Source organism: Allomesorhizobium camelthorni (assembly GCF_011045125.1).
GTDB classification, from domain to species: Bacteria; Pseudomonadota; Alphaproteobacteria; order Rhizobiales; family Rhizobiaceae; genus Allomesorhizobium; species Allomesorhizobium camelthorni.
Map to the genome: position 1 here is coordinate 41,198 of NZ_JAAKZF010000025.1, position 23,293 is coordinate 64,490.

The following is a 23,293-nucleotide window of genomic DNA, read 5'->3' on the forward strand; positions in this document are numbered from 1 at the left end:
TCGAGCTGCCGGATGCGCTCGCGAAGCTCTTCAACAACGGAATGCGCGGCGGACGTACTCGTGGTACGTGGTGGTCCAATCCAGTGACCTGTCTTTCGGGCTCGGAGCGGCTTTGCCTCCTTAAGCGGGTTGGCGGCTAAGGAAGGCGGTGACGAGGCGCTCAGGCAAATTTCAGACGAGCACCAGAGGACGTCACCTGTTCGCGACTGACCTCCAATTCGCGCAACTATTTATGGGACGCAAATTTTTCGATCAGCCATGCTCCAGCGGGACCCGGTACGCATAAGGATCAGGTTGCATTTCGTCTCAAACAATTCCGACTATCACCCTGTTTTATGTTTTCTCCTCGGTCGGCTGCGCCTTGGCACTTTGGGGACATTGTTTTTCGGAGCCGCACAGAGAGCGCCGTGACAAACCTTCTCACCCTTGTAGTTGGCCAGGGCCTGCAGCAAATCCGGTAGAAGGTGCTGTTTCAGTCCGTCCGCGATAGGCTCTGGACCGTCCAGCGACTTCAGCGCCAGCTCGATCAACTCGATCGCGCGATCTTTGTTGCCGCTCTCATGATGGTACCGGGCGACCGCCGGATAAAACAGGAACTTACGGCCGTCGCCCTGCGGGGGATTGAGTGCCAGCATGTGTTGGGACAGCTCCTTGCCCATCGCGAAGCGCTCAGCAGACGGAAAGCGCGAATGGTCAAGGTTCGGATGGAAGAGTTGGTCTAGCGCCACAATCATCCAATGCTCGGAGTTTCTGTCGATCGCGTCGCGAACCAATTGGCGCATGACCGGCAAACCGGTGCGCATGTCGTGCGTTCTGTGAAGCAACAGATGCACATGAGCCTGGCGGAAATTGATGTCGTCCGGCATCAAGGCGATGCCCTCTTCGATTGCCGAGAGCGCCGTCTTCCAATCCTCTGTCTTCACCGCCGCCCAATATCTCTCATTGATCGGCTTCTTCAACGCCTGTTCGCGCGCTAGGGGTTCGTTTCTGGCGATCCGCTCCGCAACGGCGGATTTCGCTTGATCGCTGGTGCGCCAACTGCCGTTAAGCACCTTCGGCAAAACCTCATCGAGTTCCATCGGATGACCGATAAAGGCGATGTGTCCGTCTCGGTCGACAACGAACGAGGTCGGAATCCCGACAGCCAAGCTGGGTTCCATCCAAAGCTTGTTCATTTCGCCTGTGTGGTCGAACGCGATCCGATGGTTCAGATTCGAGCACTTTTCGGTCAACCACGCGTCCAATTTGGTTCGGGCCTCAACGGCCGTTGGAGCGGCTTCATGTGCCGCGACTCCGACGACCTCAAGTCCGCTGTCCCTGTGTTTCTCCTGCAGCTGCACCAGATGGGGCATCGCCGCCACACATGGTCCGCACCAAGTTGCCCAAAATTCGACGATGTACACTTTGCCGGGCTGGAAGTTCGCGAGGGGCTCGCCACGCAGCCAGTTCTCCACTTTGATCGAAGGAGCCGGGGACTCCATCTGCAGCACCATGTAGCTCTCCAAAGCTATTGCCAAAGGTTGCGCCTGTTTATGCGCGAGCTTGTTTCCCTCTCAGAGACGGGGCACACGGGTTCAAGAGAGAGCATCGCTCGTCTTGCGCGTCCTGCATGCAATCAGCCCTCACTCAGTGTTGCCGCATGTCAATTTGCAAAGGCCGTGCCAGCGCGCTCAGCGCCCAGTAAGCGCATGATTAGGCTTTGAAACCTCCACAATGCCCAGATGGCCGCTTGTATTGAACCTGACATGTTTTCTGCCGCTGTCGGGTTTTGGACACGCATCACCATGAGAGCGCGTACGACACGCCGCATGACGCCGTTCGATGCATCGATGCCAAGCGCCTCGGTGTTGAGGTCGCCGCAGGCCAGATCATCATCAACGAGACGCTCAAGCTCGATCCGGGAGCGCCAGCGGTATCATCTCAACGGGAATTACACACTGGACGAGCCCAGGCCGATTGTCGGCCTTCGTCTGCGTCTCTTCGACGACAGCTATTTCGTCGATGCCGGCATGTTCTGGGAAAAAAGCAGAACGAAGTGATTGCTGCCGACGCGATGCCTATCTGGAGGTCGGCTGGGCGAGGCGGTCGTGCTGGAACCGGGGCAGTATCTCTACCATGGGACCAGGGAAGACGCCGAAGAAGAAGGGCGGCAAGGTCTTCATCGCCGTCTCGCATCACGGCCAGGCCGAGTGTCACGAGCTCTGCGCGGGGCCATGCTCGACCATCCGGGCGTTGCCCTGCGGTTGATGGTGGCGCACGCCATCACCGGTTCCGGTCTGTGGCAGGTGCGTCCCGAACCGCAGCGCGCCGGTATTTGAAACGGTGGCCGCAAGCATTGCCGGCTGCAAGGCCGAAGCCGCATTCACCGAGCAGCGGCGTGAGGTTTTGGCACTGTTCGGAGCGCTGGATGAAGGCGGCACTATCGCCGGCGGCAATGGCGACGACTATGCCACGGCGCGCGTGTGTTCGCCCGCTTGCTGGCGCTCTCCGAAGACCGATGTCATGCGCGTTTTGACCATAGTCATGGCCGAGATGCTCGAAGCCGGCAGCGCCGTCATCGAGGCGCTCGGCAACCATCTGAATGTCGATACGGGCGCATGGTGGCAGCCGGACGGTGCCTTCTTCGATCTCCTGCGTGACAAGGAAATCGCCAACGCCATGCTGGCCGATCTGGCCGGCAAACACGTCGCGGACGGCAACGTCGCCGAGAAGTCAAGACGCAGAAGAAGATCATCCGCGATTGCCTGTCGGGCGAGAACGGTCGCCAGAAAATCGACAAATGGCTGCCGCGCTGGCTGAAATTCCCGGCCGAAAGCTACACCAATCGCGGCGGTTTCCACGCCGCCGATCAGTGGGCCAAGGTGCGGCCGCTGTTCGTCTCGGAATGAGCCAGTCACACCGGGCGGCGGCTTGTCGAAAGCCGCCGCTCACGTCGTTTCCCGGTCGCGCTGGCTGTACGTTCCGCCGTCTTTGCACCCCGCGTCGCGCAACAAATCCGGTCGCCAAACTCGCCGCTGTCAGCGCTCGATGACCACGCCGGAATGCCTGCCGGGGCGCCAGGCGCGTGGGCACATCCGTTCATCGGCACAGCGTCTGAGCGTGTGCTCACCGGCAGCCTGGCATCCATCTGCTCGCCGCGTTCATCGCGATCACGCGACCCGTCTCCCCGCGTCTTCAAGGACCATTTCCCTGCGCTGGCTTATCGACCTATGAGCGGTTCCGGACCGCCCGAAACCCTCGCTGCCAGCTTTTTTCCCCGCCGCCTGCGGCGGCTTCCTCGCGCCGCTTCGCTTCAAAAAAGCCGCCCGCTCGGGTCCTCCGCTGCCGCTGCGGCCCTGCCGGGTTCGGGCGGTCCGGACGCGCCCATCACGGTCCGCCATCGCAGGGGAATGGTCCCCAGCGATGCGAAAAGGAGACTTCGAAATGACCGCGATCGGTTACGTCACAAGCCAAGAAAACGGCGGCTACAAGGGCCAGCTCAGGACGCTCAGCGTCCGCGCCGACATCGACATCGTGCCCAACCAGAGCAAGTCCGCCGACAACCATCCCGACTTCCGGGTGCTGACGCAGGGCGTCGAGGTCGGCGCGGGCTGGATCCGCACCGGCGAGACCTCCGGCAAGGACTATGTGAGCCTTTCCATCGCCGCACCGGAATTCGGCCCGCGCAAACTCTACGCCAATCTTGGCCGCGCCGCCGGCCAGGACGATGACGATACCTACGCCGTCATCTGGAACCCGGCCGACTGATCGGCCAGTTCGAGCCCTCGCGCCGCAATCGGCGCGGGGGCTTTCTCCGCGTTTTGCGCCGAACATCGCGCGCCCGACGGGGCGGCGAAAACTCCCATCCGACTCTTCGCCCGTCCCTGTAGCGATCTCGCTCGCCCATCCTCGCGGTCGCTTGTCCGAAGCGAAACGAGGATCAACATGGACGACGAAAACGAGCGCGCGGCCCGCGCCAAGAAGGGCAGTCCGTTTCTCAACACCGCGCAGGCGGCCTTCTATATTGGTCTGTCCCAGCGGACGCTCGAAAAGATGCGGCTGACTGGGGGCGGCCCGAAATACCGCAAGCATGGCCGCTATGTCCGCTACCACATAGACGAGCTCGACGACTGGTCGAAAGGCAGCTCGCAAGACTCCACTTCCGAGCACGATGAGAGCGGCTCCAGCTCCGCCGGCGATGGGGGCCGGTCATGAGCGGGCGGCCTTCCATCCATCTGATCGGCAGCCGGCTGACACGCTTTCGGGCGCGCCGGACCATCGCCGTTGCGGCGCTCGGCCTCGGCCTGATCGGTTTTACCGCCTTCGTCAAACCATCGCTTTGGCTGGTCTGGAACGCCTCGGCGAGCGCGCCGGTGGGGCTCTACCGGGTCGGTTTTGCAGCGTCCGCACGCGGCGATCTGGCGCTCGTGCGCCCGCCGGAATGGGTCGCCGACCTCGCCGAAAAACGCGGCTACCTGCCTCGCAACGTGCCGCTGGTAAAGCGCCTTGCCGCACTGCCCGGCGAGCATGTCTGTGCATTCAATGAGTTCGTCATCATAAGCGGCGAGATCGCCGCGCGCCGCCTCGAAACCGACCGCCAGGGGCGTCCGCTGCCATGGTGGAGCGAATGCCGAAAGCTCGCCGATGACGAGGTTTTCCTGCTCAGCGGCAAGGCAGCCGACTCATTCGACAGCGGCTATTTCGGGCCGGTTCCGGTCGCAAATGTCATCGGGAGGCTCGTGCCGCTATGGACCGAGTGACCCTCCTGGTGCTGGGCATCATTACGATCCCGCCATGCGCCTGTTCCGCCTCGACCGGCGCCGAGCCGGTCGCCATCTCCCGCAATCCGCAGCTTCAACGGTGGCAGCAGTTCGTATCCGAAGCCAGCAGGCGTTTCTCTGTTCCCGAGGCCTGGATTTACGCCGTCATGGACGCAGAGAGCAACGGCGAGACCATGCTCGATGGCCTTCCCATTAGCTCGAACGCCGGCGCAATGGGCCTCATGCAGGTGATGCCTGGCACCTGGCGAGACATGCGCATCGCGCACGGTCTGGGGCCCGATCCGCACGATCCGCGCGACAATATTCTGGCCGGAACAGCCTATCTCAGCGCCATGTATGACCGCTTCGGCTTCCCCGGCCTGTTCGCCGCCTACAATGCCGGACCCGAGCGCTACGAAGAGCATCTGCGCACGGGCAGACCGCTTCCCAAGGAGACGGTTTCCTATCTGAAAGAGCTCGAAGAGGCCGGGGTTTCCGCCGCCGACATGGACGAACTCAAAGGCAAGTCCGACGCTTCGAAGGAGCGAAACGCTCCCTCCGGACGGTCGCTCTTCTTCCTTCGGCACGGCGTTCGCGCCGGTGAAACGAACGGCGATCTCTTCGTGCCGCTGGCGAGGGATCGCGTTCGGCCGAAGAAACCGGATCGCAGGTGATGTGCGGGCGGTGCGGCCGGGGGACGGGCGGGCGCGTAAGGCAAGATAAAGGCACCGCCTCCACGAGGCGGCTAAGTTCCTGTCTGCACATCGTTTTTCCTGGAGGCTGCTCGCACGCGCCGGAGGCTAGGGCGCGCAAGCCACTGATCTTGCTGCTAATATCCGGAGGCTGGCGTGAAGGATGACGAGTTCAGGCCGAAGCTGGGCAAAATCGGGTCGCGCGGCTCGAAAGCCGGCAAGCGCTACGCCAACCAGCTTTTGGCGGCGATCAACGGGGCGGGCGGCAAACACCGTGGTGGTGGCCGCTTCAGCGGAAGCCGAACGGGGCGCGGCGGCGCGGCGGCCGCGCTGCTCAAATCGCGCGACCGCTATGCCGCCTTCCGGCAACGCCGGGTGATGGTCAAGGCGCGTATCGTCAGGCTGGCCGGCAAGGGCATGGACGGGGCGTGGGCGCATCTGCGCTACATCCAGCGTGACGGTGTCACGCGGGAGGGCGAACCCGGCCAGCTCTACGGCGCTGACCAGGATCGCGTGGACGGCAGGGAATTTGTCGATCGGGCCGACGGCGACCGCCACCAGTTCCGCTTCATCGTCGCGCCCGAAGACGGCATCCAGTACGATGATCTCAAGCCGCTGACCCGGCGCCTCATGGCGCAGATGGAAGAAGACCTCGGCACCAAGCTCGACTGGGTTGCCGTCGATCATTTCAACACCGGTCATCCGCACACCCACATCATCCTCCGCGGCAAGGATGACCGAGGCGAGAATCTCGTCATCGCACGCGAGTACATCTCGTCTGGCATCCGCGAGCGGGCCGCCGAGCTGGTCAGCCTCGATCTTGGTCCCCGAACCGACCGCGAGATCGAGCAGCGCCTGCGCCAGGAAATGGAGCAGGAGCGCTTTACCAGCATCGACCTGCAGCTGCTACGCATGCGCGAGGGTGATGGCTCTGTTTCGCCGGCGGATCGCGATTCGTTCCGCCAGACGCTGCGCCAGGGCCGCCTTCGCAAGCTTGAGCGGTTAGGCCTCGCTGAGGAGATCAATCCTGGCCGTTGGCGTCTCAATGATGATCTCGAGCCCACGCTGCGCCGCATGGCCGAGCGCGGCGACATCATCAAGACCATGCATCGCGAGCTGACCGGTAAAGGGCTCGTCCGCAGTGCCGCCGACTGCGTCATCCATAATCGATCCGGCGAGCCGGCTCAGCCTGTCGCCGGCCGCGTCGTCGCGCGCGGACTCGCCGATGAGATCAACGACCGGCATTATCTCATCGTCGATGGCGTGGACGGCAGAACCCGCTATATCGATATCGGCAGGGGCGACGCGACGGAGCCGACGCCGGAGGGCTGCATCGTTCGGGTTACGCCAAGCAACACTGAACCCAAGCAGGTTGACCGAACCGTCGCCGAGATCGCTGCCGCCAATGACGGGCGCTACAACATCGATATCCATCTGAAGCATGACCCGTCCGCCACCGAAGGCTTCGCCGAAACCCATGTCCGCCGGTTGGAGATGATCCGGCGCGCGACCCGCGGTGTGCAGCGCGAGCCGGACGGCACCTGGATCATCGCATCGGATCATCTCAGCCGCGTGGCGGAATACGAGCGTCAGCGTGCCAGGGCTGTGCCCGTCACAGTCGACAAGCTCTCTTCATTGAAGCTGGAGCAGCAGGTCGGTTTTGACGGCGCCACTTGGATCGATCGCGAGCTGGTTTCCGATAAACCAGAGCCCTTGCAGGACTCGGGCTTCGGGCGCGATGTGCGAGAGGCCCAGGTCCGTCGGCGGCAGTGGCTGATTGCACAAGGGCTCGCGCGTGAAGAGCAGGATCGGATCGTCTACCGCGCCAACGTGCTGGCGGTTCTGCGCCAGCGCGAGCTGATCCGTGTTGCCGGTCAAATCTCGGAGGAGCTTGGTCTGCCGTATGCGGAAGCGCGATCCGGCCAGCGAGTAGAAGGAACGCTCCGCCGCTCAGTTGAGCTCGCCAGTGGCAAATACGCCGTCATCGAGAAATCGCGCGAGTTTACCCTTGTGCCGTGGCGCCCGGTGCTCGAGCGGCATATCGGCAAGCAGGTTTCGGGGATGATGCGCGGCGAGGGGATTTCCTGGACAATCGGGCAGCAGAGAGGTGGACCCGGTGTTTCGTGATGACCGCAGTAGGACGCTCTGCTTTTAGAAGGGACAAACGTTCGCGTTCGCGCGAAGCTGACGCCCGAGAAGTGGTGTGGCTAAGATTCGAGGATCCTTTTGCCGTACCCGCAGACACTGGCTCGTCCCAACTGGCTTAGCTAGCGGTCGGTCTCCCGACACCATTCGACACGCCCTCTTCGGAACCAGAAATGGGACCCGCAATCCTTCTTCCTCCAGACGGAAGGATGAAGGCTTGCCGTGCCGTCTTCATGCCGGGTCAGACGCCAGCACGGGCGTTCATCGGGGAGTAGGTTCATGTGCAAGACGCGGCGGCAGCCGCATGGGCATAGCATTGCCGCCTGCTCCTCGAAGCCATCCTCCTCGACGATATAGATCGTCTTGCGCCTGAGCTTCTTCGGAAGCGCTTCCTGCGCCATCAACGTGCGATAGGGCGGATGAAGCCAGCGATCGAGGCGGGCGCGCGCCCGCCGCAGGAACGAGTTGAACCAGTTCACGACGACCGCCTTTCGGCCAGTTCCATGAGTCCGAGCATCGGGGTCGAGTCGCCGATGCCGACTGTGCCGCCGAGAATCTCGCAAATGCCCTCTTCGGCATCGTAGATCAGTTCCATGCTGGCTAGGCTGAAGGTCACGCTCGCGTAGTTGGCGTTCGGCTCCTCCCGGAAAGGATGGAGACGGGCGAGAAACTCATCGACGGCCAGCGCGGAGGCGAACATATTAACGCTGATGACGGCAGGCCGATGTGCGGCAACGCCCCTGATGTACCCGTCCTCGACCTGGCGGTCGTGAGCGTTCGAATCGTTGCGCCGGAGCCCGGCCGCGGCAACGTCGGCCATCGTGAACAAACCCCGGCTCATCAGGCTGGAGCGGCCGGGGCGCAGATAATTGACGGTGCCGCAGACCTCGCGGATGCGGCCTTTGCCAGTACCGTCTCTGACCGCATCGAGGCGCACGCCGATATCGAAATACGGGATCGCATAATAGGAAGCGAGCGCATTCAGAAGATAGCGGCCGTCGACTGTATCCATGCAGCCGAAGATCACGTCGCATTGCGCGACCTCGCGGACCACGTCGGGATGCCAGAGGTTCTTAGGCACGCGGATGATGCGAGTTCCGAGGCCGATCCGTTCGGCAGCATCGGCCAGCACGTCGACCTTGCTGCGGCAGTCTTTCACGTCCTGCATCGTCGAGTTCAGGACCCGATTGACGTTGCGATCCTCCATATGATCGTCGTCGACAATCACAATCTCGGCGGCACCGAGCCGCACAAGTTGCTCGATCGTCGGGCTCCCGGTGCCGGAGGCTCCTACAACTGCAAAGGACAGGCGGCGAAGGCGCTGGATCGTGCCTTCATCGAAGGCTTGCGCGTGAGATGCGACGAAGTTCGGCAGCGCGGCGCTTCCCGCGTCCGCGTACCAAAAAAGGAGATCATCGCCCGCGACAGAGATGCAGTCGATCGGCGCGAAGCTGCCGTCGCCCAGCAAGACGCGGCCGAACATCTGGCCGTAGGGCAGCATGACAACGCTGCCGTGGAGGATATCGGTTTCAACCCACCCCCGGATCATCGGCAGGAGGCGCGCGTCGCCCTCGTCGTCAATTTCGGAGAACGCGCCATAACCGGTCGGATGGCTGTGAACCTTCACGACTGAAAGTCCTTCGGCAGCGGCGCGATCCAGCATCGGTGCGATGTAGTCGGGTGGCCAAGTGACACGCGACGGCGTGCGCTCAGAGCAGTCCTCGTAAGGAATCCCGTGGATTTCGCGGACGACCAGGCGATGGCAGCGGTCGCCATCGCGCCGTCCGCACAGCAGGATGGCAACGGCCTCCTTGCCGTCCCCCGGAAAGAGAAAGCTCATCAGGTGATCATGCTGATCGCCCGACAAGGCGAGCGTTATGCGAGCGGGCATTTTTCGAACTCCCGCTCTAGCCAGTCCTCGATCAGGATGATGTGCGTGCCGAGATAGTCGCGCCCGATCTTCCAGGGGTTCGCGCCGGTGCGGTGACGAGACCAACGCTGGTACGACTTCCTGTCGAGCGCCTGCTGCGCTTCCGTAGCGCCAATCGGCTTGCCGTCGATCCGGGCGAGCGGCGGGAACAAATACACCATGTTGAGCTCGGTGTTCGGATAGCCGGTCTCGATCCGGATCGCCGCCGTGACGCGCGTATGGTTGTACCCATGCGGCGTCGGGAAATCGTGGATCAGCACCCATTGGGAGCCGTCCACGATCGTTTCCCACAACAGTCCGTACTCCTCAAGGAACTCGCGATCGACGGGGAGCAAGTCGAACTGGCGACGGGGGTCCATGGATCAGCCCTCCGTCTGGTCGCGCGGTAGCGCCTTGAACTTCTCGACGCCGGGGTGCCGCAGGTCGATGTTCTCATCAAGCCCGACCTTACGCGGCTTTTCACCAGCGAGCTTGACCCGCAGGGCGTAGGTCTCGGCGGGGGTCAGCCCGGCGAGTGTCAGGATCGCGCGCCCGGTAGGCTTCGGATCGTGAACAACGAAAGGCTCGCCGTTGACGCGGATGCGGTAACCCTTGGCCAAGGGCGGGTGCTTGCCGAGCTTCGCGTACTCTTCGAGGTCGACAATGTCGTTGAGGACTTCCTCCACGCCGGAGTCGCCCCCCTTCATGTCAGTGCGTTCAGTCATTGGTTTTCCCTCCTTGGGAACCGGGCACGCCACCGCGGCTGCCTCGATTCCAATATGGCATAGCATGCTAAGGATATCAAGCAAACACTTTGCAAGCTTGACGACGCGAGCGGCGAGGTCTAGAATTGTAAGGAGAACAAAGCGTTGCAGAAGGACGCCGCTATGCTAGCCCGCACCGACGAGAGGAGTACCGTGAAGCCAACTCTGGGTCAGTATCTCGCTTCGATTCGCACCGACCGGAAGATGACGTTACGTGAGGTCGAGGAAGCCACGAACAAACAAGTATCGAATGCGTATCTCAGTCAAATCGAAAACGACAAGATTCAGAAGCCGTCACCCAACATTTTACACGCACTCGCCGAGCTGTATGCCATAAGCTTCGAGAAGCTGATGGAGATGGCGGGCTATCTAACGTCGCCTACGACGCGCGACGACAGCGAAAGACATGGACGGGTCGCGACTTTTGCCGAGCATAATCTTACAGCGGAAGAAGAAGCCGAAATGATACAGTATCTCAAGTTCATCAGAAGCAGGAAGCGACCGGGTGACAAAACCTGACGACAGCAGCCTCGACCCGGAAGACCTTCGCGCGGTTGAGGAGCGGGCACGCAAGCTCCTCGACCGTGCTGCCGCGTGGGATCGGTTTCCGGTTCCGCTGGATGACATTCTCGCCGCCGCCGAGGTTCGTGTCGCGCCGACGAGCATGTTCGATGCTGCCGCCATTATCGCCTATGTGCGAAGCAAGGCCGCCGACGCCGGTGTTCGCATCAAGTCCGCCGTCGCCAAGGTCTTCGGTCTTTACGACGCGGCGGAAAGCCTCATCCATATCGATGATAAGGTCGCGAAGTCGAAGCAGACGTTCCTGACGCTGCACGAAACCGCGCACCACGACATGCCGACTCACCGCAAGCTCTTTCGCTTCTTCCAAGACTGCGAGAAGACGCTCGCTCCCGAGATCGCCGACCAGTTCGAGCGCGAGGCGAACAACTTCGCACGTTACGCCCTCTTCAAGGGCGACACGTACGCGCGCTACGCCGCCGACTGCGCGTTCGAGATCAAGACCCCGATGAATCTCGCAAAGAAGTTCGGGGCGTCGGTCTATGCGTCAGCGCGCGAGTTTGCCCGCACCAATCACCGCGCGTGCGTCGTCTACATCCTGGAGCCAATTCAATTCGTCAACGGCCATGGAGCCGAAGCCGTCGTCCGCCGTATCGAACCTTCGCCATCCTTCATAATGCAATTTGGGCGACCGACCGACGCGAAGATTACTCTGAGCCATGTCCTGGGCCCGGTCATGCCGATAGGCCGGAAGATGACTCGGCCCGTTTCGCTTTTGATCAGAGACCGGAATGGCGTGCCGCACGAATGCGTCGCCGAAGCGTTCGATACGAAGCACAACGTTCTGATCCTCTTGTATCCGATCAATGCCCTGACCGCGTCGACAATTCTCTTGCCGCCAGGTTTCGGCGCCGCCGTGGCATAAGCATTTCTCACAACACCGCAGGTCCTTGTTGAGGCCGTGAAAGCGTATCGATGATCGCAAGGGTTCGGCGACAAGGAACGGACGATGACATCCCCGATTAACGCGGGGAGAAAGGCAATACACGTTCTATGACTCGGCCGCCGGCAAGCGTATGTGCATTGCGGGAGCCTCAGCCATCTCGGGACCTCACTCGCCTGTTGTATATCGCGATCCAAGCGTCATGCTCAGCTTTGAGGTTCTCGACGAGCGCATTCACCGTAACATCGTTGATTGCCTGTGGCTTTCCGTGTGCGAATGCGTTCCTGCGTTCGTGAATGTCTTTCAGTAGATCAGCAACTGCCACAAATCCCTGATCGCGAAGATCATCGAAATAGGTCGTCCCGAAGAATATCTTGTAGAGTTCGTAGAGGCGGCTCCTGATCCCGGAGTAACGCCGAAGCTCGTCATTCAAAACACGCTGTGGAAGCGCACGCATCGCCGCGCGGTGAAGCCGGTCGATACGAGTCTCGAAGTAGCCCCAAAACAGCAGCACCAAAGCTGCCCTAGCGGATGGACGTTCAGTATCGGAGAAATGTGAGAAGCGTTCAAACTCTGCGGCCGGACGCTCCCATTCGCGCTGGAGCATCTCGAGATAGATGTAGTCCTCGTAACGGCCTTCGGCGCCCGCGAGGGTGGCATGGATGACCACCTCCTTGCCATTTATTGTCATGATCTTGGGCGATGTATCAAATCGGTCGGCACCGCACGCTGGGCAGCACGCATCGATCTTACGAATGCCGGAGCAGTTCCCGCCACATACTACATAGCCTGACCAGAGGCTTGCCCACGATTTTCCCGGTAACTCGTCAAACCACATTGGATGACCCCGTTGCGTATTTCGTCAGACTAGCTCCGATTCCGGTTATCGTCGCGGCTGAATAATCAAGCTGGCGACATCCTCCGCGCATGGAAAATGCCACATCAGATTTTGAGAACCATGGCTGTGGATCTCGACAAAATTGATCATGGACGCCGGTCCTGCGTCTTCCGCAAAGGTCCGTCCACACGAAGGAGTGAAAGCAGCGGTCGGCTAGTGGCGCAACCAAGCAGTTCAAAGCCGGTAATGTCCGCCCGATCGCACCGAATCGTACATAAGACTCCTTCGATTGCCTGACACTCGGCGTCATGCTGCATTCCGTCTGTCAAAACAGCGGAGCTGCGCCCATGACACCGACGAAGCTCCTTATCGGCCAGATCGCCGTCGTGTTCGCCATTCTCATCCTTGGCGTATGGGCTGCGACCCAATGGTGCGCCTATATGCTGGGCTACCAAGAGCAGCTCGGCGCGCCATGGTTTTGGGCGGCCGGCTGGCCGATTTACAAGCCTTGGAAGCTGTTTGCGTGGTGGTTCTACTTCGAAGCTTATGCGCCGGAGGTTTTCGACAGGGCTGGCATGTTGGCGGCGGCGAGCGGGTTGATGGGCTGCGCCGCCGCAATTGCTGGCTCGCTCTGGCGCGCCCGGCAGCGTGGCCTGGTCACGACATACGGCTCGTCACGATGGGCCACGAAGCGCGAGATCGAGAGGGCGGGATTGTTTCGTCCGGCCGGCGTGTTTCTCGGCAAACTGAAGGATCGCTATCTGCGGCATGACGGGCCGGAGCATGTCATGGCCTTTGCGCCGACACGATCGGGCAAGGGCGTCGGATTGGTCGTTCCCACGCTTCTTTCCTGGACCGGCTCGGCTGTCATCCACGACATCAAGGGCGAGAACTGGCAGCTGACAGCAGGTTGGCGGTCGAAGTTCTCACATTGCCTTCTGTTCAATCCGACAGATCCCCGATCGGCGCGCTACAATCCGCTGCTGGAAGTCCGCAAAGGCCCACACGAGGTTCGCGACGTCCAGAACATCGCTGACATACTGGTCGATCCCGAAGGCGCGCTGGAGCGGCGCAATCATTGGGAGAAGACCAGTCACGCGCTGCTGGTCGGCGCTATCCTGCATGTGCTCTATGCCGAGGAGGAAAAGACGCTTGCCCGCGTCGCCACTTTCCTATCGGATCCGCAGCGCTCGTTTGCCGCGACGCTACGGCGGATGATGACCACCAATCATCTCGGCACGGCCGAAAAGCCGCAGGTGCATCCGGTCGTCGCCTCGGCAGCACGCGAGGTGCTGAACAAATCGGAAAACGAGCGTTCGGGCGTGTTGTCCACGGCGATGAGCTTCCTCGGGCTTTATCGTGATCCCACCGTTGCGGCGACGACATCGGCCTGCGACTGGCGCATTGCCGACCTTATGGATTCGGATCGTCCACTGTCGCTCTATCTGGTCGTGCCGCCGTCCGACATCTCGCGGACCAAGCCGCTGGTGCGGCTCATCCTCAACCAAATCGGCCGGCGGCTCACCGAACGGCTGGAGGGCGATCCCAGGAAGAGCCGAAAGCATCAACTGCTCATGATGCTGGACGAGTTCCCGGCGCTGGGGCGGCTGGACTTCTTTGAGACGGCGCTCGCCTTCATGGCCGGCTATGGCATCCGCGCCTATCTGATCGCGCAATCCTTGAACCAGATCTCCAAAGCCTATGGCGAGAACAACGCCATCCTCGACAATTGCCATGTGAGGATCGCCTTTTCCTCCAACGACGAGCGCACAGCCAAGCGCATCTCCGACGCGCTCGGGATGGCGACGGAATTGCGCGCCATGCGCAACTATGCCGGCCATCGTCTTGCACCATGGCTTTCGCATGTGATGGTCAGTCGCCAGGAGACCGCGCGCCCGTTGCTGACGCCGGGCGAGGTAATGCAGTTGCCGCCGGCGGACGAACTGGTGCTGGTTTCCGGTCTTGCGCCAATCCGGGCAAAGAAGCTGCGCTACTATGAAGACCGGAACTTCACCGAGCGGGTGTTTCCTGCGCCAGTCCTCGCAGCCGGCATATACGCGGACCGACCGGCGCCGCGGGCCGACGACTGGAGTGGGCAGGTGCGCGGCGTGGACCGTCGGCTTCTCGCTGGCGATGAGCGGTCCGACGCAATCTCCGAAGACGAAGGCGGCGTGCAACAACAGCGCCATCCCGGCCTACCCGAGGAACGTAGCGTCGCCAAACAGGAGCCCGACCAGGGCGATCTGTTCGGACCGCCCGATGACGACGGCGACACGGCGGCCGACAAGAAGCTCATCGACCGGATTTCCAATGCCGCGCGGGCGTACGGCATCAACGAGGGCATGGGCGAGGACAAGGACATCTTGCCCGGCTTCTGACCCTCCAGAGCCGGGCGCATCTCAGCGTAGATAAGGGCCATAAGCGATTTCGGGCGTCTGAACGATGCTTGTTCGGAGCCGGCGCAGCAGCGCCGGCCAACCGGAACGAGCCGATGAACCACGCACGCATCCGCCATCAGTTTCTGCTGGATTCAGAGCTGAGCGAAAAGCTCGCTCAGCTCAGCCGCAACCCCTCGACAACCAAGTCGGAGATCGTGGCGAAGGCGGTTCAGGCCTTCATCGAACAGCGCGGAGAGAACGAGCTCGACCGGCGCTACGGCAAGCGTCTCGATAGTCTATCGCGAAACCTCGATCATGTCCGGCGCGATGCAGAGATGATCCTCGAGAGCCTGGCGCTCTTCATCCGCTTTTCCATCACGCTTCACGCCCACACGCCTGTGCCCGACAAGGCAACGCAGGCGGTGGCGCAGGAGCGTTTCCAAAAGTTCGTCGAGCAGGTCGGACGCCAGATCGCTTCCGGCAAGCGCTCTCTGCGCGACGAAAACAGCGGGGGAGGGGGCGAATGACCTCTCATCCCGAGGCCGATCACCGCCGCCGCGCCATGCTGCGCACCGCCATGGGCCAGGCAATCGCCGACGCTCTGGCAGACCCTTCCGTCATCGAGGTGATGGTCAATCCGGACGGTGTGCTGCGGCTCGACCGGCTCGGCGAGGGCCGCGTCGACACCGGCGTGCGCATGCACCCATCCGAGGCCGAACGCATTGTCCGCCTCGTTGCCTCGCACGTTCGCGCGGAAGCCCATGCCGACAATCCTATCGTCAGCGCCGAGCTGCCGTCTGGCGAGCGCTTCGAGGGCCTGCTGCCTCCGGTGGCGCTGGCGCCATGTTTTGCCATCCGCAAGCCCGCGGCACGTGTCTACACGCTCGCCGATTATGTTGCCGACGGCATCATGATGCCGGTCCAGGCCGAAGCGCTGAGGAAGGCGGTGCGCGATCGTCGCAACATCCTGGTCGCCGGCGGAACGTCGTCGGGCAAGACGACGCTCACCAACGCGCTGCTGGCGCAAGTCGCCGAATGCGACGAGCGGGTGATCCTGATCGAGGACACGCGCGAACTGCAATGCACGGCCAAGGATTGCGTTGCTCTCCGTACCCGACGCGGGTCAGTCACGCTCGCCGATCTCGTCCGCTCGACACTGCGGCTCAGGCCCGACCGCATCATCGTCGGCGAGGTGAGGGGCGCGGAAGCCCTCGACATGCTGAAGGCATGGAACACCGGCCATCCGGGTGGCATCGCCACGGTTCACGCCAATTCGGCGCGCTCGGCCCTCTACCGCGTCGAGCAGCTTGCCCAGGAAGCCGTTGTCACCGTCCCCCGCCGTCTCATCGCCGAAGCCATCGACCTGGTCGTCTTCATCGCCGGGCGCGGCTCCTCGCGCCGCCTCGATGCAATCGCCGAAGTGACTGGCCTCGACAGCAATGGCGACTACGCGATCGCCCAGCTCACGCCCTCGCAACTCCAGCAGCTTTGAAAGGCAATTTCATGCGCAAGAAGCTTCGTTTTCTGTCGTCCGCAACCGTCCTGTTGTTTCTAACGGCTCCGGCGGCTTTTGCGGCCGGTTCCGGCATGCCGTGGGAAGAACCGCTGCAGCGGATCCTGGAATCGGTTCAGGGGCCGGTCGCCAAGATCGTCGCGGTGATCATCATCATCACTACGGGCCTGACGCTCGCCTTCGGCGACACGGCTGGCGGGTTCCGCCGGCTGATCCAGATCGTCTTCGGTCTCTCCATCGCCTTCGCAGCGAGCTCCTTCTTCCTCTCCTTCTTCTCCTTCGGCGGCGGGGCGCTCATCTGATGGCGTCCGGCGAGCAGCATATCGAGGGCTTTGAGGTTCAGGTTCACCGGGCCCTGACGGAGCCGATCCTGCTCGGCGGTGCGCCTCGGGCCGTGGCCATCCTGAACGGCACGGTAGCCACGGCGATCGGGCTTGGGATGCAGCAGTGGATCGCGGGACTGGTGCTCTGGATTGCCGGCCACACGCTCGCGGTCTTCGCCGCCCGGCGCGATCCGGATTTTGCAAGCGTGCTCGTCCGCCACCTTCGCCTGAAGGGTTGGCTCGCATGCTGAACCTTTCGGAATACCGCTCGACCGCCGATCGGCTTGCCGACCATCTTCCCTGGGCGGCATTGGTCGCTCCCGGGATCATCCTCAACAAGGACGGCAGCTTTCAGCGGACGTTCCGGTTCCGCGGGCCCGATCTCGAAAGCGCGACGGAAGCCGAACTCGTCGGCGTCTGTGCGCGGGCGAACAATGCGTTGAGACGGCTCGGCTCCGGCTGGGCATTGTTCTTCGAGGCCGAGCATGTCGAGGCGCTCGATTATCCCAAATCGAGCTTTCCCGACGCCACGTCATGGCTGGTCAACGAGGAACGGCGCGCGGCCTTCGAGGGCAAAGTCGCGCATTTCGAGAGCCGCCAACACCTCACCTTGCTGTTCATGCCGCCGCCCGATGGCCAGGCGCGAGCGGAAAGCGCACTCGTCGACACCGATCGTGAGAATGGGAAACGCGACTGGCGTCAGGAGCTGACGCGATTCCGCGACGAGACCGACCGTGTGCTCGACCTGCTCTCCGGCTTCCTGCCTGAGGTGCGCGCGCTCGACGATGCCGAGACGCTCACATTCCTGCACGGCACGATCTCGACCAAGCGTCATCCGGTCGCCGTACCGGAGGCGCCGATGTACCTCGATGGCGTCCTGGTCGACACGCCGCTTACGGGTGGACTGGAGCCGATGCTGGGCGAACAGCATCTGCGCACGCTCACCATTCTTGGTTTCCCGAATGTCACCCGGCCCGGCATCCTCGATGCGCTCAACCACCAGGACTTCGCCTATCGCTGGGTGACGCGCTTCATTCCGCTCGACAAGACGGAAGCCACAAAAACCCTGACCAAGCTGCGCCGGCAATGGTTCGCCAAGCGCAAATCGATCGCCGCCATCCTGCGCGAGGTGGTCACCAACGAGCCGGTTCCGCTCGTCGACAGCGATGCCGAGAACAAGGCGTTCGATGCGGACGCAGCACTGCAGGCGCTGGGTGGCGATCATGTCGGCTTCGGCTATCTCACCACCACGGTTACAGTTTGGGACGAGGACCGCCAAGCCGCCGAGCAGAAGCTTCGTGCGGTGGAGCGCATTGTCAACGGGCTCGGCTTCACCTCCATCCGCGAGAGCGTCAATGCGGTCGAGGCCTGGCTCGGGTCGCTGCCCGGCCACGTCTATGCCAATGTCCGCCAGCCACTCGTGCATACGCTGAACCTTGCCCATCTCATGCCGCTGTCGTCGGTGTGGGCTGGTCCGGCGCGCAACGATCATCTGGGCAAAGTTACCGGGACAGAAGCTCCGCCGCTGCTCTTTGCCGAGACCAGCGGCTCGACACCGTTCCGGTTTTCCACCCATGTCGGCGATGTCGGCCATATGCTGATCGTCGGGCCGACTGGCGCCGGCAAATCGGTGCTGCTTTCGCTCATGGCTCTGCAGTTCCGCCGTTATCCCGGCGCGCAGGTCTATGTCTTCGATAAGGGCAATTCTGCGCGGGCGGCTACGCTCGCCATGGGCGGCGAGCATCATGCGCTGGGCGCTGATAGCTCATTCGCCTTCCAGCCCCTGCGCAACATTGACGACCAGGCCGTCCGCGGCTGGGCCGCCGAATGGATCGCGGGACTGCTCGCCCATGAGAACGTTGCCGTCACACCGGAGGTGAAGGAGGCGGTCTGGTCGGCGCTCACCAGCCTCGCCACCGCACCGGCTCAGGAACGCACGCTCACCGGCCTGTCTGTTCTGCTTCAGTCCAATGCGCTGAAGGCAGCACTCATGCCCTACACGCTCGACGGCCCCTTCGGCCGGCTGCTCGACGCCGATTGCGACCGGCTGGCGCTGTCGGATGTCCAGTGCTTCGAGACCGAGGAGTTGATGCACAGGCAAGGCGTCGTCCTGCCTGTGCTCACCTACCTGTTCCACCGGCTCGAGGAACGCTTCGACGGGCGGCCGACTTTGCTCATGCTCGACGAGGCCTGGGTCTATCTCGACAACCCGCTCTTTGCCGCCCGCATCCGCGAATGGCTGAAAGTGCTGCGCAAGAAGAACGTGTCGGTGATCTTCGCCACGCAGTCACTCGCCGACATCGCCGGTTCTTCCATCGCGCCAGCGATCATCGAGAGCTGTCCGCAGCGTATCTTCCTGCCCAACGATCGCGCCGTGGAACCGCAGTCGCGGGAAGCCTATGACCGCTTCGGATTGAACGAGCGGCAGATCGAGCTGATCGCCCGCGCAACGCCGAAGCGCCATTATTATCTGCAGTCGCGCCGCGGCAACCGGCTGTTCGAGCTGGGGTTGGGTCCCGTCGCGCTCGCCCTTTGCGGCGCCTCCGATCCGGCTTCGGAGACCCTCATCGACACGATCGTTTCCGAGCACGGCCGGAGCGACTTCGCTTCCCGATTCCTGAGCGTTCGCGGCCTCGAATGGGCCGCCGAGCTTCTCGGGCAATTCCCCCAACCCGAATAGGAGCATTCAGAATCATGCGGCGCCACCTTGTCACGGGTCTTGTCACCGTCTCCCTCATCCTCAAGCCGATCGCCGGATTTGCCCCACCGGCTTTCGCCGTCACCGTCTTCGATCCCTGGAACTATGCCGAGAACGTGCTGACGGCGGCACGCTCGCTGGAGCAGATCAACAACCAGATAAAGTCGCTGCAGAACCAGGCGACCATGTTGCAGAACATGGCTCGCAACCTTCAGCGCCTGGATTTCTCCTCGCTCGGTCAGCTGACCGGCGCGCTCAACCGTATCGACGGGCTGATGATCCAGGCCGACGGGCTGAGTTTTGACCTAGACCAGCTCGAGGGTGGATGGCGAGAAAAGTATCCGGAAAGCTACGACGCCACGATCAAGGTGAACGACCTGGCCTCGGCAGCACGCGAGCGCTGGCAAAGCGCCATGAAGGCCTTCCGCCAGACCATGCGAATGCAGTCGCAGATCGTCGAGAACGTCCAGGCCGACGGTGATCTGCTTGCTGAGCTCGTCAATCGCAGCCAGGGCGCCGCCGGCGCACTGGAGGCCCAGCAGGCAACCAACCAGCTGATCGCGCTGTCGGCCAAGCAGCACATGCAGATCCAGACGCTGCTCGCCACCCAGTACCGGGCCGAAGCTGAGGACGCCGCCCGTAAAGCACAGTCGGAAGAGGCCGCGCGCGAGACGACGCGGCGCTTCCTCGGCTCTGGCAAGGCCTATTCCGGCAACTGAGCCGACATCCGTTGTAGCGAGGAAAGCGGCGGCATGAACGATCTCGGCGTCATCGACCGGTTTATGGAGACCTTCATCCGCTACATTGACAGCGGGTTCGGTCTGCTCTCGGGCGACGTCGCTTTCCTCACCACCATCCTGATCGGCATCGACATCACGCTTGCGGGCCTGTTCTGGGCGCTCGGCGGCGAGCACGACATTTTCGGCCGGCTTGTCCGCAAAGTGCTTTATGTCGGCGTCTTCGCCTTCCTCCTGAACAATTTTGCGAATCTCGCTGGCGTCATCTACCGCTCCTTCGCCGGGCTCGGCATCAATGCGTCGGGCGGAGGTCTCTCGCCCGAGGATCTCCTGCGGCCGGGCCGCATTGCCGCTACCGGCTTCGAGGGCGCCTGGCCGCTGCTCGATCAGGCAAGCCAGCTTCTCGGTTTCCCGGAATTCTTCGGCAACGCGCTCACGATCTTCGTGCTGCTGCTCGCCTGGTTCCTCGTCATCATCGCCTTCTTTATCCTCTCCATCCAGCTCTTCATCACCATCCTGGAGTTCAAGCTCACAACGCTCGCCGGCTTCGTGCTGGTGCCCTTTGCGCTGTGGAATCGCTCGGCGTTCCTGGCCGAGCGCGTGCTTGGCAATGTGATTGCGTCCGGCATCAAGGTGATGGTGCTCGCCGTAATCGTGGGCATCGGCTCCACGCTCTTTGCCGAGTTTGCTTCTGCACCGCAGGGCCAGGAGCCGGACCTAGCCGCCGCCATGTCGCAAGTGCTGGGCGCACTGGCTCTGCTCGGTCTTGGCATCTTCGGACCAGGCATTGCCTCGGGACTTGTTTCCGGCGCACCTCAGCTTGGTGCAGGCGCCGCGCTCGGAACCACAGCAACGGCGGCCGGTGCGACGCTCGTTGCCGGCGGCACGGCATTCGCTGGCGCCCGTATGGCTACCGGGGGCGGTCTTGCCGCGGTCCGCGCGGGCACTGTCATGGGTTCCGCTACCTCCACGGCTTATCGCTTCGGACGGGATACATCCGGGGAGTCCGGTCTGTCAGGTGTGGCGGCTGGAATGGGCGGCGTGGCACGAGCCGCCGGCGGCGCAGTGATGCGGAGCGCACGGTCTGTAACAGCTCCGGTCCGTCGGAGCGTCGAAACCGGCCGCGATGCCGCCTGGACGGCGACGGGCGGTGCGCCGACCTCTTCCAAGCAGGAAGGTGCCGTCAACACAGCCGCCGATGCCACCCCGGCCTGGGCTAGGCGCCTTCGCTCCGAGCAGACGGCCCGAGCCCATCGCCACACTGCCATGCAGGCCGTCCGTGACGGCGACCGGCCGGGAGGCGGCGCCAATCCCTCCCTCAACGACAAGGACGACTAGATGCTCTTCAAGCGACCCGTTCAGCGTTACGGGAAGACACCCGAACCCGTCACGCCCTATCAGAGGGCCAGCCAACTCTGGGACGAGCGCATCGGCTCCGCTCGCGTGCAAGCCAGGAACTGGCGGCTAATGGCCTTCGGCTGTCTGGCGCTGGCGACCGGCCTTTCCAGCGGGCTTCTGTGGCAGTCCATGCAAAGCCGCGTCGTGCCTTACGTCGTTGAGGTCGACCGTTTTGGTGAGGCGCGCGCCGTCGCGCCGGCCATACAGGGCTACGAGCCGTCCGATGCCCAGATCGCATGGCATCTCGGCCGCTTCATTTCGAATGTCCGCTCCATCTCCACTGATCCGGTGCTGGTGCGGCAGAACTGGCTTTCGGCATACGACTTCGCCACCGACCGCGCGGCTCTCTTCCTCAACGAATACGCCAAGATCAACGACCCGTTCGGCAAGATCGGCACGCGCAGCGTGTCGGTGCAGGTGACCAGCGTGGTGAGGGCGTCCGATAGCTCGTTCCAGGTCAAATGGACCGAACAGGTCTATGAGCGCGGCAGCCTCGCCAGCACCACCCGCTGGACCGCGATCCTCACGATGGTGATCCGCCCACCGAGCAACACCGACCAGCTGCGCAGGAACCCGCTCGGCGTCTTTATCAATGCCATCGATTGGTCGCGTGAGCTCGACAGCGCCGCGCCGACACCCGTTTCCCCGAAGGAGCCAGCAAATGAAGAATAGAGCGTCATTGTTCCGTGCTGCGCTGATCGTATCCGCGTCGGCGCTTGCCATGTCCGCCTGCGCGTCGAAGCCGGTTCCGCCGCCCGAGATCTCGTATGATGCGGCGGACTTCAAAACGGCCGTCATCGAGAAAGCGCCGGACAAGCCGGTGAGGATCGTCGAAGTCCCGAAGCCACTGCCACTGCCGGGGCAGCTGCAGCCCGAACCGGGGAAGGCGGCCGAGGATAAGCGCTCACCCACGGAGCGCGTCGTCGATGCCAACAAAGCTGCCACCCAGGAACCGACGAAACATGGCTATGTCAACGCAGTTCAGGTCTATCCCTACGCGGAAGGCGCGCTCTACCAGCTCTATGCGGCGCCCGAGCGCGTCACCGATGTCGCGCTGCAGCCGGGCGAGACGCTCACGTCGGTATCGGCCGGCGACACTGTGCGTTGGGTGATCGGCGACACAGTAAGCGGCTCCGGAGACAACCAGCGCACCCATGTCTTGGTTAAGCCTTTCGCGCCAGGGCTCAAGACCAATCTCGTCGTAACAACGGACCGACGCTCCTACCATCTACAGCTCGAAAGCACGGAAAAGACCGCCATGGCGGCGATCTCCTGGACTTATAGCGAGGACCAGATCATAGCCCTGCGTCGGCGCAATGCTGAAGCCGAGGCTGCCATGCCGATGGCGTCCAACGTGGCCCTGGACGATATCCGCTTCCGTTATTCGATCACCGGCGACACGCCGCCCTGGCGCCCAGTGCGCGCCTTTGACGACGGCCACAAGGTCTATATCGAGTTCCCGCGCCGCATCGATCAGGGCGAGGCACCGCCGCTCTTCGTGGTCGGCGCCAAGGGCGACAACCAGCTCGTCAACTATCGGATGCGCGGCAACTACTACGTCGTCGACCGGCTCTTTGCCGCCGCCGAACTGCGGCTTGGTACGGAGCCGCAGCAGGTGGTGCGCATCACGAGAAGCGACGGCAAGCCACGGCGGCGTCCATCGCTCTTTGGGCGGTCGGGACGGTGAGGGGAGGGAT

General features: G+C 62.8%; 25 protein-coding genes. 19 read left to right on the plus strand and 6 right to left on the minus strand.

From position 1 onward, the window contains the following. Positions 1–323 precede the first annotated feature (323 nt). Positions 324–1,493, minus strand: a complete 1,170-nt coding sequence (locus G6N73_RS17835) for a TlpA disulfide reductase family protein (RefSeq protein WP_206078925.1) — start codon at positions 1,491–1,493, stop codon at positions 324–326. A 315-nt stretch (positions 1,494–1,808) separates the two neighbouring features. Here G6N73_RS17835 and G6N73_RS17840 point away from each other — a divergent pair, with 315 nt between their 5' ends. The 7 genes from G6N73_RS17840 (at position 1,809) to rlxS (ending at position 7,558) form a co-directional block, all read left to right on the plus strand. Next, a complete protein-coding gene (locus G6N73_RS17840; protein ID WP_165029938.1) occupies positions 1,809–2,039 on the plus strand; it encodes a hypothetical protein in 231 nt (76 codons plus the stop codon). A 283-nt stretch (positions 2,040–2,322) separates the two neighbouring features. After that, the gene (locus G6N73_RS17845; RefSeq protein ID WP_165029940.1) at positions 2,323–2,799 is read left to right on the plus strand and encodes a hypothetical protein; all 477 of its coding nucleotides are present in this window, start codon (positions 2,323–2,325) and stop codon (positions 2,797–2,799) included. Between the two features lie 624 nt (positions 2,800–3,423). Then, positions 3,424–3,747 (plus strand): DUF736 domain-containing protein, encoded by a 324-nt coding sequence (locus tag G6N73_RS17850; protein ID WP_008838504.1) that lies wholly within the window; start codon positions 3,424–3,426, stop codon positions 3,745–3,747. 177 nt (positions 3,748–3,924) lie between these two features. After that, complete coding sequence (locus G6N73_RS17855) at positions 3,925–4,194, plus strand: helix-turn-helix transcriptional regulator (RefSeq protein ID WP_165029942.1); 270 nt, start codon at positions 3,925–3,927, stop codon at positions 4,192–4,194. After that, positions 4,191–4,739: a S26 family signal peptidase gene (locus G6N73_RS17860; protein ID WP_165029944.1), complete on the plus strand. Its 549-nt coding sequence runs from the start codon at positions 4,191–4,193 to the stop codon at positions 4,737–4,739. The genes G6N73_RS17855 and G6N73_RS17860 overlap by 4 nt, the downstream gene beginning before the upstream one ends. Next, a complete protein-coding gene (locus tag G6N73_RS17865; RefSeq protein WP_165029946.1) occupies positions 4,727–5,413 on the plus strand; it encodes a lytic transglycosylase domain-containing protein in 687 nt (228 codons plus the stop codon). Before G6N73_RS17860 ends, G6N73_RS17865 begins: the two co-directional genes overlap by 13 nt. Before the next feature lie 174 nt (positions 5,414–5,587). After that, positions 5,588–7,558, plus strand: a complete 1,971-nt coding sequence (gene rlxS, locus G6N73_RS17870) for a relaxase/mobilization nuclease RlxS (RefSeq protein WP_165029948.1) — start codon at positions 5,588–5,590, stop codon at positions 7,556–7,558. Between the two features lie 140 nt (positions 7,559–7,698). On the opposite strand, the gene G6N73_RS17875 is transcribed toward rlxS, so the two are convergent. From G6N73_RS17875 to G6N73_RS17890, 4 genes are read right to left on the minus strand one after another with little or no spacing between them, the layout of a single operon-like run. Next, complete coding sequence (locus G6N73_RS17875; RefSeq protein WP_165029950.1) at positions 7,699–8,055, minus strand: ubiquitination-like system serine protease family protein; 357 nt, start codon at positions 8,053–8,055, stop codon at positions 7,699–7,701. After that, positions 8,052–9,467 (minus strand): ThiF family adenylyltransferase, encoded by a 1,416-nt coding sequence (locus tag G6N73_RS17880; protein ID WP_246252190.1) that lies wholly within the window; start codon positions 9,465–9,467, stop codon positions 8,052–8,054. The genes G6N73_RS17875 and G6N73_RS17880 overlap by 4 nt, the downstream gene beginning before the upstream one ends. Next, a complete protein-coding gene (locus tag G6N73_RS17885) occupies positions 9,452–9,865 on the minus strand; it encodes an E2/UBC family protein (protein ID WP_165029952.1) in 414 nt (137 codons plus the stop codon). Before G6N73_RS17885 ends, G6N73_RS17880 begins: the two co-directional genes overlap by 16 nt. Positions 9,866–9,868: 3 nt before the next feature. Then, positions 9,869–10,210, minus strand: coding sequence for a multiubiquitin domain-containing protein (locus tag G6N73_RS17890; protein ID WP_165029954.1), 342 nt, complete (start codon positions 10,208–10,210; stop codon positions 9,869–9,871). A 144-nt stretch (positions 10,211–10,354) separates the two neighbouring features. Between G6N73_RS17890 and G6N73_RS17895 the strand changes: the two genes are divergently transcribed. Both G6N73_RS17895 and G6N73_RS17900 read left to right on the plus strand, forming a co-directional pair. After that, the gene (locus G6N73_RS17895) at positions 10,355–10,768 is read left to right on the plus strand and encodes a helix-turn-helix domain-containing protein (protein WP_246252192.1); all 414 of its coding nucleotides are present in this window, start codon (positions 10,355–10,357) and stop codon (positions 10,766–10,768) included. Continuing rightward, a complete protein-coding gene (locus G6N73_RS17900; protein ID WP_165029956.1) occupies positions 10,755–11,693 on the plus strand; it encodes a M78 family metallopeptidase domain-containing protein in 939 nt (312 codons plus the stop codon). Before G6N73_RS17895 ends, G6N73_RS17900 begins: the two co-directional genes overlap by 14 nt. A gap of 169 nt (positions 11,694–11,862) precedes the next feature. On the opposite strand, the gene G6N73_RS17905 is transcribed toward G6N73_RS17900, so the two are convergent. Next, the gene (locus G6N73_RS17905; protein WP_165029958.1) at positions 11,863–12,549 is read right to left on the minus strand and encodes a hypothetical protein; all 687 of its coding nucleotides are present in this window, start codon (positions 12,547–12,549) and stop codon (positions 11,863–11,865) included. Between the two features lie 347 nt (positions 12,550–12,896). Between G6N73_RS17905 and G6N73_RS17910 the strand changes: the two genes are divergently transcribed. From G6N73_RS17910 to trbG, 10 genes are all read left to right on the plus strand, one after another. Continuing rightward, complete coding sequence (locus G6N73_RS17910; RefSeq protein ID WP_165029960.1) at positions 12,897–14,927, plus strand: conjugal transfer protein TraG; 2,031 nt, start codon at positions 12,897–12,899, stop codon at positions 14,925–14,927. A 113-nt stretch (positions 14,928–15,040) separates the two neighbouring features. Further along, positions 15,041–15,454, plus strand: coding sequence for a CopG family transcriptional regulator (locus tag G6N73_RS17915; RefSeq protein WP_165029962.1), 414 nt, complete (start codon positions 15,041–15,043; stop codon positions 15,452–15,454). Then, positions 15,451–16,419 carry a P-type conjugative transfer ATPase TrbB gene (trbB, locus tag G6N73_RS17920; RefSeq protein ID WP_165029964.1) on the plus strand — a complete coding sequence of 323 codons (969 nt, stop codon included), beginning with the start codon at positions 15,451–15,453 and terminating at the stop codon, positions 16,417–16,419. The genes G6N73_RS17915 and trbB overlap by 4 nt, the downstream gene beginning before the upstream one ends. Before the next feature lie 11 nt (positions 16,420–16,430). Beyond that, the gene (locus tag G6N73_RS17925; protein WP_165029966.1) at positions 16,431–16,742 is read left to right on the plus strand and encodes a TrbC/VirB2 family type IV secretion system protein; all 312 of its coding nucleotides are present in this window, start codon (positions 16,431–16,433) and stop codon (positions 16,740–16,742) included. Beyond that, positions 16,742–17,014: a VirB3 family type IV secretion system protein gene (locus tag G6N73_RS17930; protein ID WP_165029968.1), complete on the plus strand. Its 273-nt coding sequence runs from the start codon at positions 16,742–16,744 to the stop codon at positions 17,012–17,014. The genes G6N73_RS17925 and G6N73_RS17930 overlap by 1 nt, the downstream gene beginning before the upstream one ends. Continuing rightward, positions 17,008–19,443, plus strand: coding sequence for a conjugal transfer protein TrbE (gene trbE, locus G6N73_RS17935; RefSeq protein WP_165029970.1), 2,436 nt, complete (start codon positions 17,008–17,010; stop codon positions 19,441–19,443). The genes G6N73_RS17930 and trbE overlap by 7 nt, the downstream gene beginning before the upstream one ends. A gap of 14 nt (positions 19,444–19,457) precedes the next feature. Further along, entirely contained in the window at positions 19,458–20,180 is a 723-nt protein-coding gene (gene trbJ, locus G6N73_RS17940) for a P-type conjugative transfer protein TrbJ (RefSeq protein ID WP_206078926.1), read from the plus strand. Positions 20,181–20,213: 33 nt separating this feature from the next. Further along, on the plus strand, positions 20,214–21,536 hold the full coding sequence (trbL, locus tag G6N73_RS17945; RefSeq protein WP_165029972.1) for a P-type conjugative transfer protein TrbL: 1,323 nt from the start codon (positions 20,214–20,216) through the stop codon (positions 21,534–21,536). Then, positions 21,537–22,268: a conjugal transfer protein TrbF gene (gene trbF, locus G6N73_RS17950; protein WP_165029974.1), complete on the plus strand. Its 732-nt coding sequence runs from the start codon at positions 21,537–21,539 to the stop codon at positions 22,266–22,268. It begins immediately after the preceding gene. After that, on the plus strand, positions 22,258–23,283 hold the full coding sequence (gene trbG, locus G6N73_RS17955; RefSeq protein ID WP_165029976.1) for a P-type conjugative transfer protein TrbG: 1,026 nt from the start codon (positions 22,258–22,260) through the stop codon (positions 23,281–23,283). Before trbF ends, trbG begins: the two co-directional genes overlap by 11 nt. Positions 23,284–23,293: the final 10 nt, after the last annotated feature.

What these genes read in the sequence shown, in the direction of transcription:
- G6N73_RS17835 (WP_206078925.1), bottom strand. Translation starts at nt 1,493, where the DNA reads ATGGTGCTGCAGATGGAGTCCCCGGCTCCTTCGATCAAAGTGGAGAAC.
- G6N73_RS17840 (WP_165029938.1), top strand. Translation starts at nt 1,809, where the DNA reads ATGACGCCGTTCGATGCATCGATGCCAAGCGCCTCGGTGTTGAGGTCG.
- G6N73_RS17850 (WP_008838504.1), top strand. Translation starts at nt 3,424, where the DNA reads ATGACCGCGATCGGTTACGTCACAAGCCAAGAAAACGGCGGCTACAAG.
- G6N73_RS17855 (WP_165029942.1), top strand. Translation starts at nt 3,925, where the DNA reads ATGGACGACGAAAACGAGCGCGCGGCCCGCGCCAAGAAGGGCAGTCCG.
- G6N73_RS17860 (WP_165029944.1), top strand. Translation starts at nt 4,191, where the DNA reads ATGAGCGGGCGGCCTTCCATCCATCTGATCGGCAGCCGGCTGACACGC.
- G6N73_RS17865 (WP_165029946.1), top strand. Translation starts at nt 4,727, where the DNA reads ATGGACCGAGTGACCCTCCTGGTGCTGGGCATCATTACGATCCCGCCA.
- G6N73_RS17880 (WP_246252190.1), bottom strand. Translation starts at nt 9,467, where the DNA reads ATGCCCGCTCGCATAACGCTCGCCTTGTCGGGCGATCAGCATGATCAC.
- G6N73_RS17885 (WP_165029952.1), bottom strand. Translation starts at nt 9,865, where the DNA reads ATGGACCCCCGTCGCCAGTTCGACTTGCTCCCCGTCGATCGCGAGTTC.
- G6N73_RS17890 (WP_165029954.1), bottom strand. Translation starts at nt 10,210, where the DNA reads ATGACTGAACGCACTGACATGAAGGGGGGCGACTCCGGCGTGGAGGAA.
- G6N73_RS17905 (WP_165029958.1), bottom strand. Translation starts at nt 12,549, where the DNA reads ATGTGGTTTGACGAGTTACCGGGAAAATCGTGGGCAAGCCTCTGGTCA.
- G6N73_RS17910 (WP_165029960.1), top strand. Translation starts at nt 12,897, where the DNA reads ATGACACCGACGAAGCTCCTTATCGGCCAGATCGCCGTCGTGTTCGCC.
- G6N73_RS17915 (WP_165029962.1), top strand. Translation starts at nt 15,041, where the DNA reads ATGAACCACGCACGCATCCGCCATCAGTTTCTGCTGGATTCAGAGCTG.
- trbB (WP_165029964.1), top strand. Translation starts at nt 15,451, where the DNA reads ATGACCTCTCATCCCGAGGCCGATCACCGCCGCCGCGCCATGCTGCGC.
- G6N73_RS17925 (WP_165029966.1), top strand. Translation starts at nt 16,431, where the DNA reads ATGCGCAAGAAGCTTCGTTTTCTGTCGTCCGCAACCGTCCTGTTGTTT.
- G6N73_RS17930 (WP_165029968.1), top strand. Translation starts at nt 16,742, where the DNA reads ATGGCGTCCGGCGAGCAGCATATCGAGGGCTTTGAGGTTCAGGTTCAC.
- trbE (WP_165029970.1), top strand. Translation starts at nt 17,008, where the DNA reads ATGCTGAACCTTTCGGAATACCGCTCGACCGCCGATCGGCTTGCCGAC.
- trbJ (WP_206078926.1), top strand. Translation starts at nt 19,458, where the DNA reads ATGCGGCGCCACCTTGTCACGGGTCTTGTCACCGTCTCCCTCATCCTC.
- trbL (WP_165029972.1), top strand. Translation starts at nt 20,214, where the DNA reads ATGAACGATCTCGGCGTCATCGACCGGTTTATGGAGACCTTCATCCGC.
- trbF (WP_165029974.1), top strand. Translation starts at nt 21,537, where the DNA reads ATGCTCTTCAAGCGACCCGTTCAGCGTTACGGGAAGACACCCGAACCC.
- trbG (WP_165029976.1), top strand. Translation starts at nt 22,258, where the DNA reads ATGAAGAATAGAGCGTCATTGTTCCGTGCTGCGCTGATCGTATCCGCG.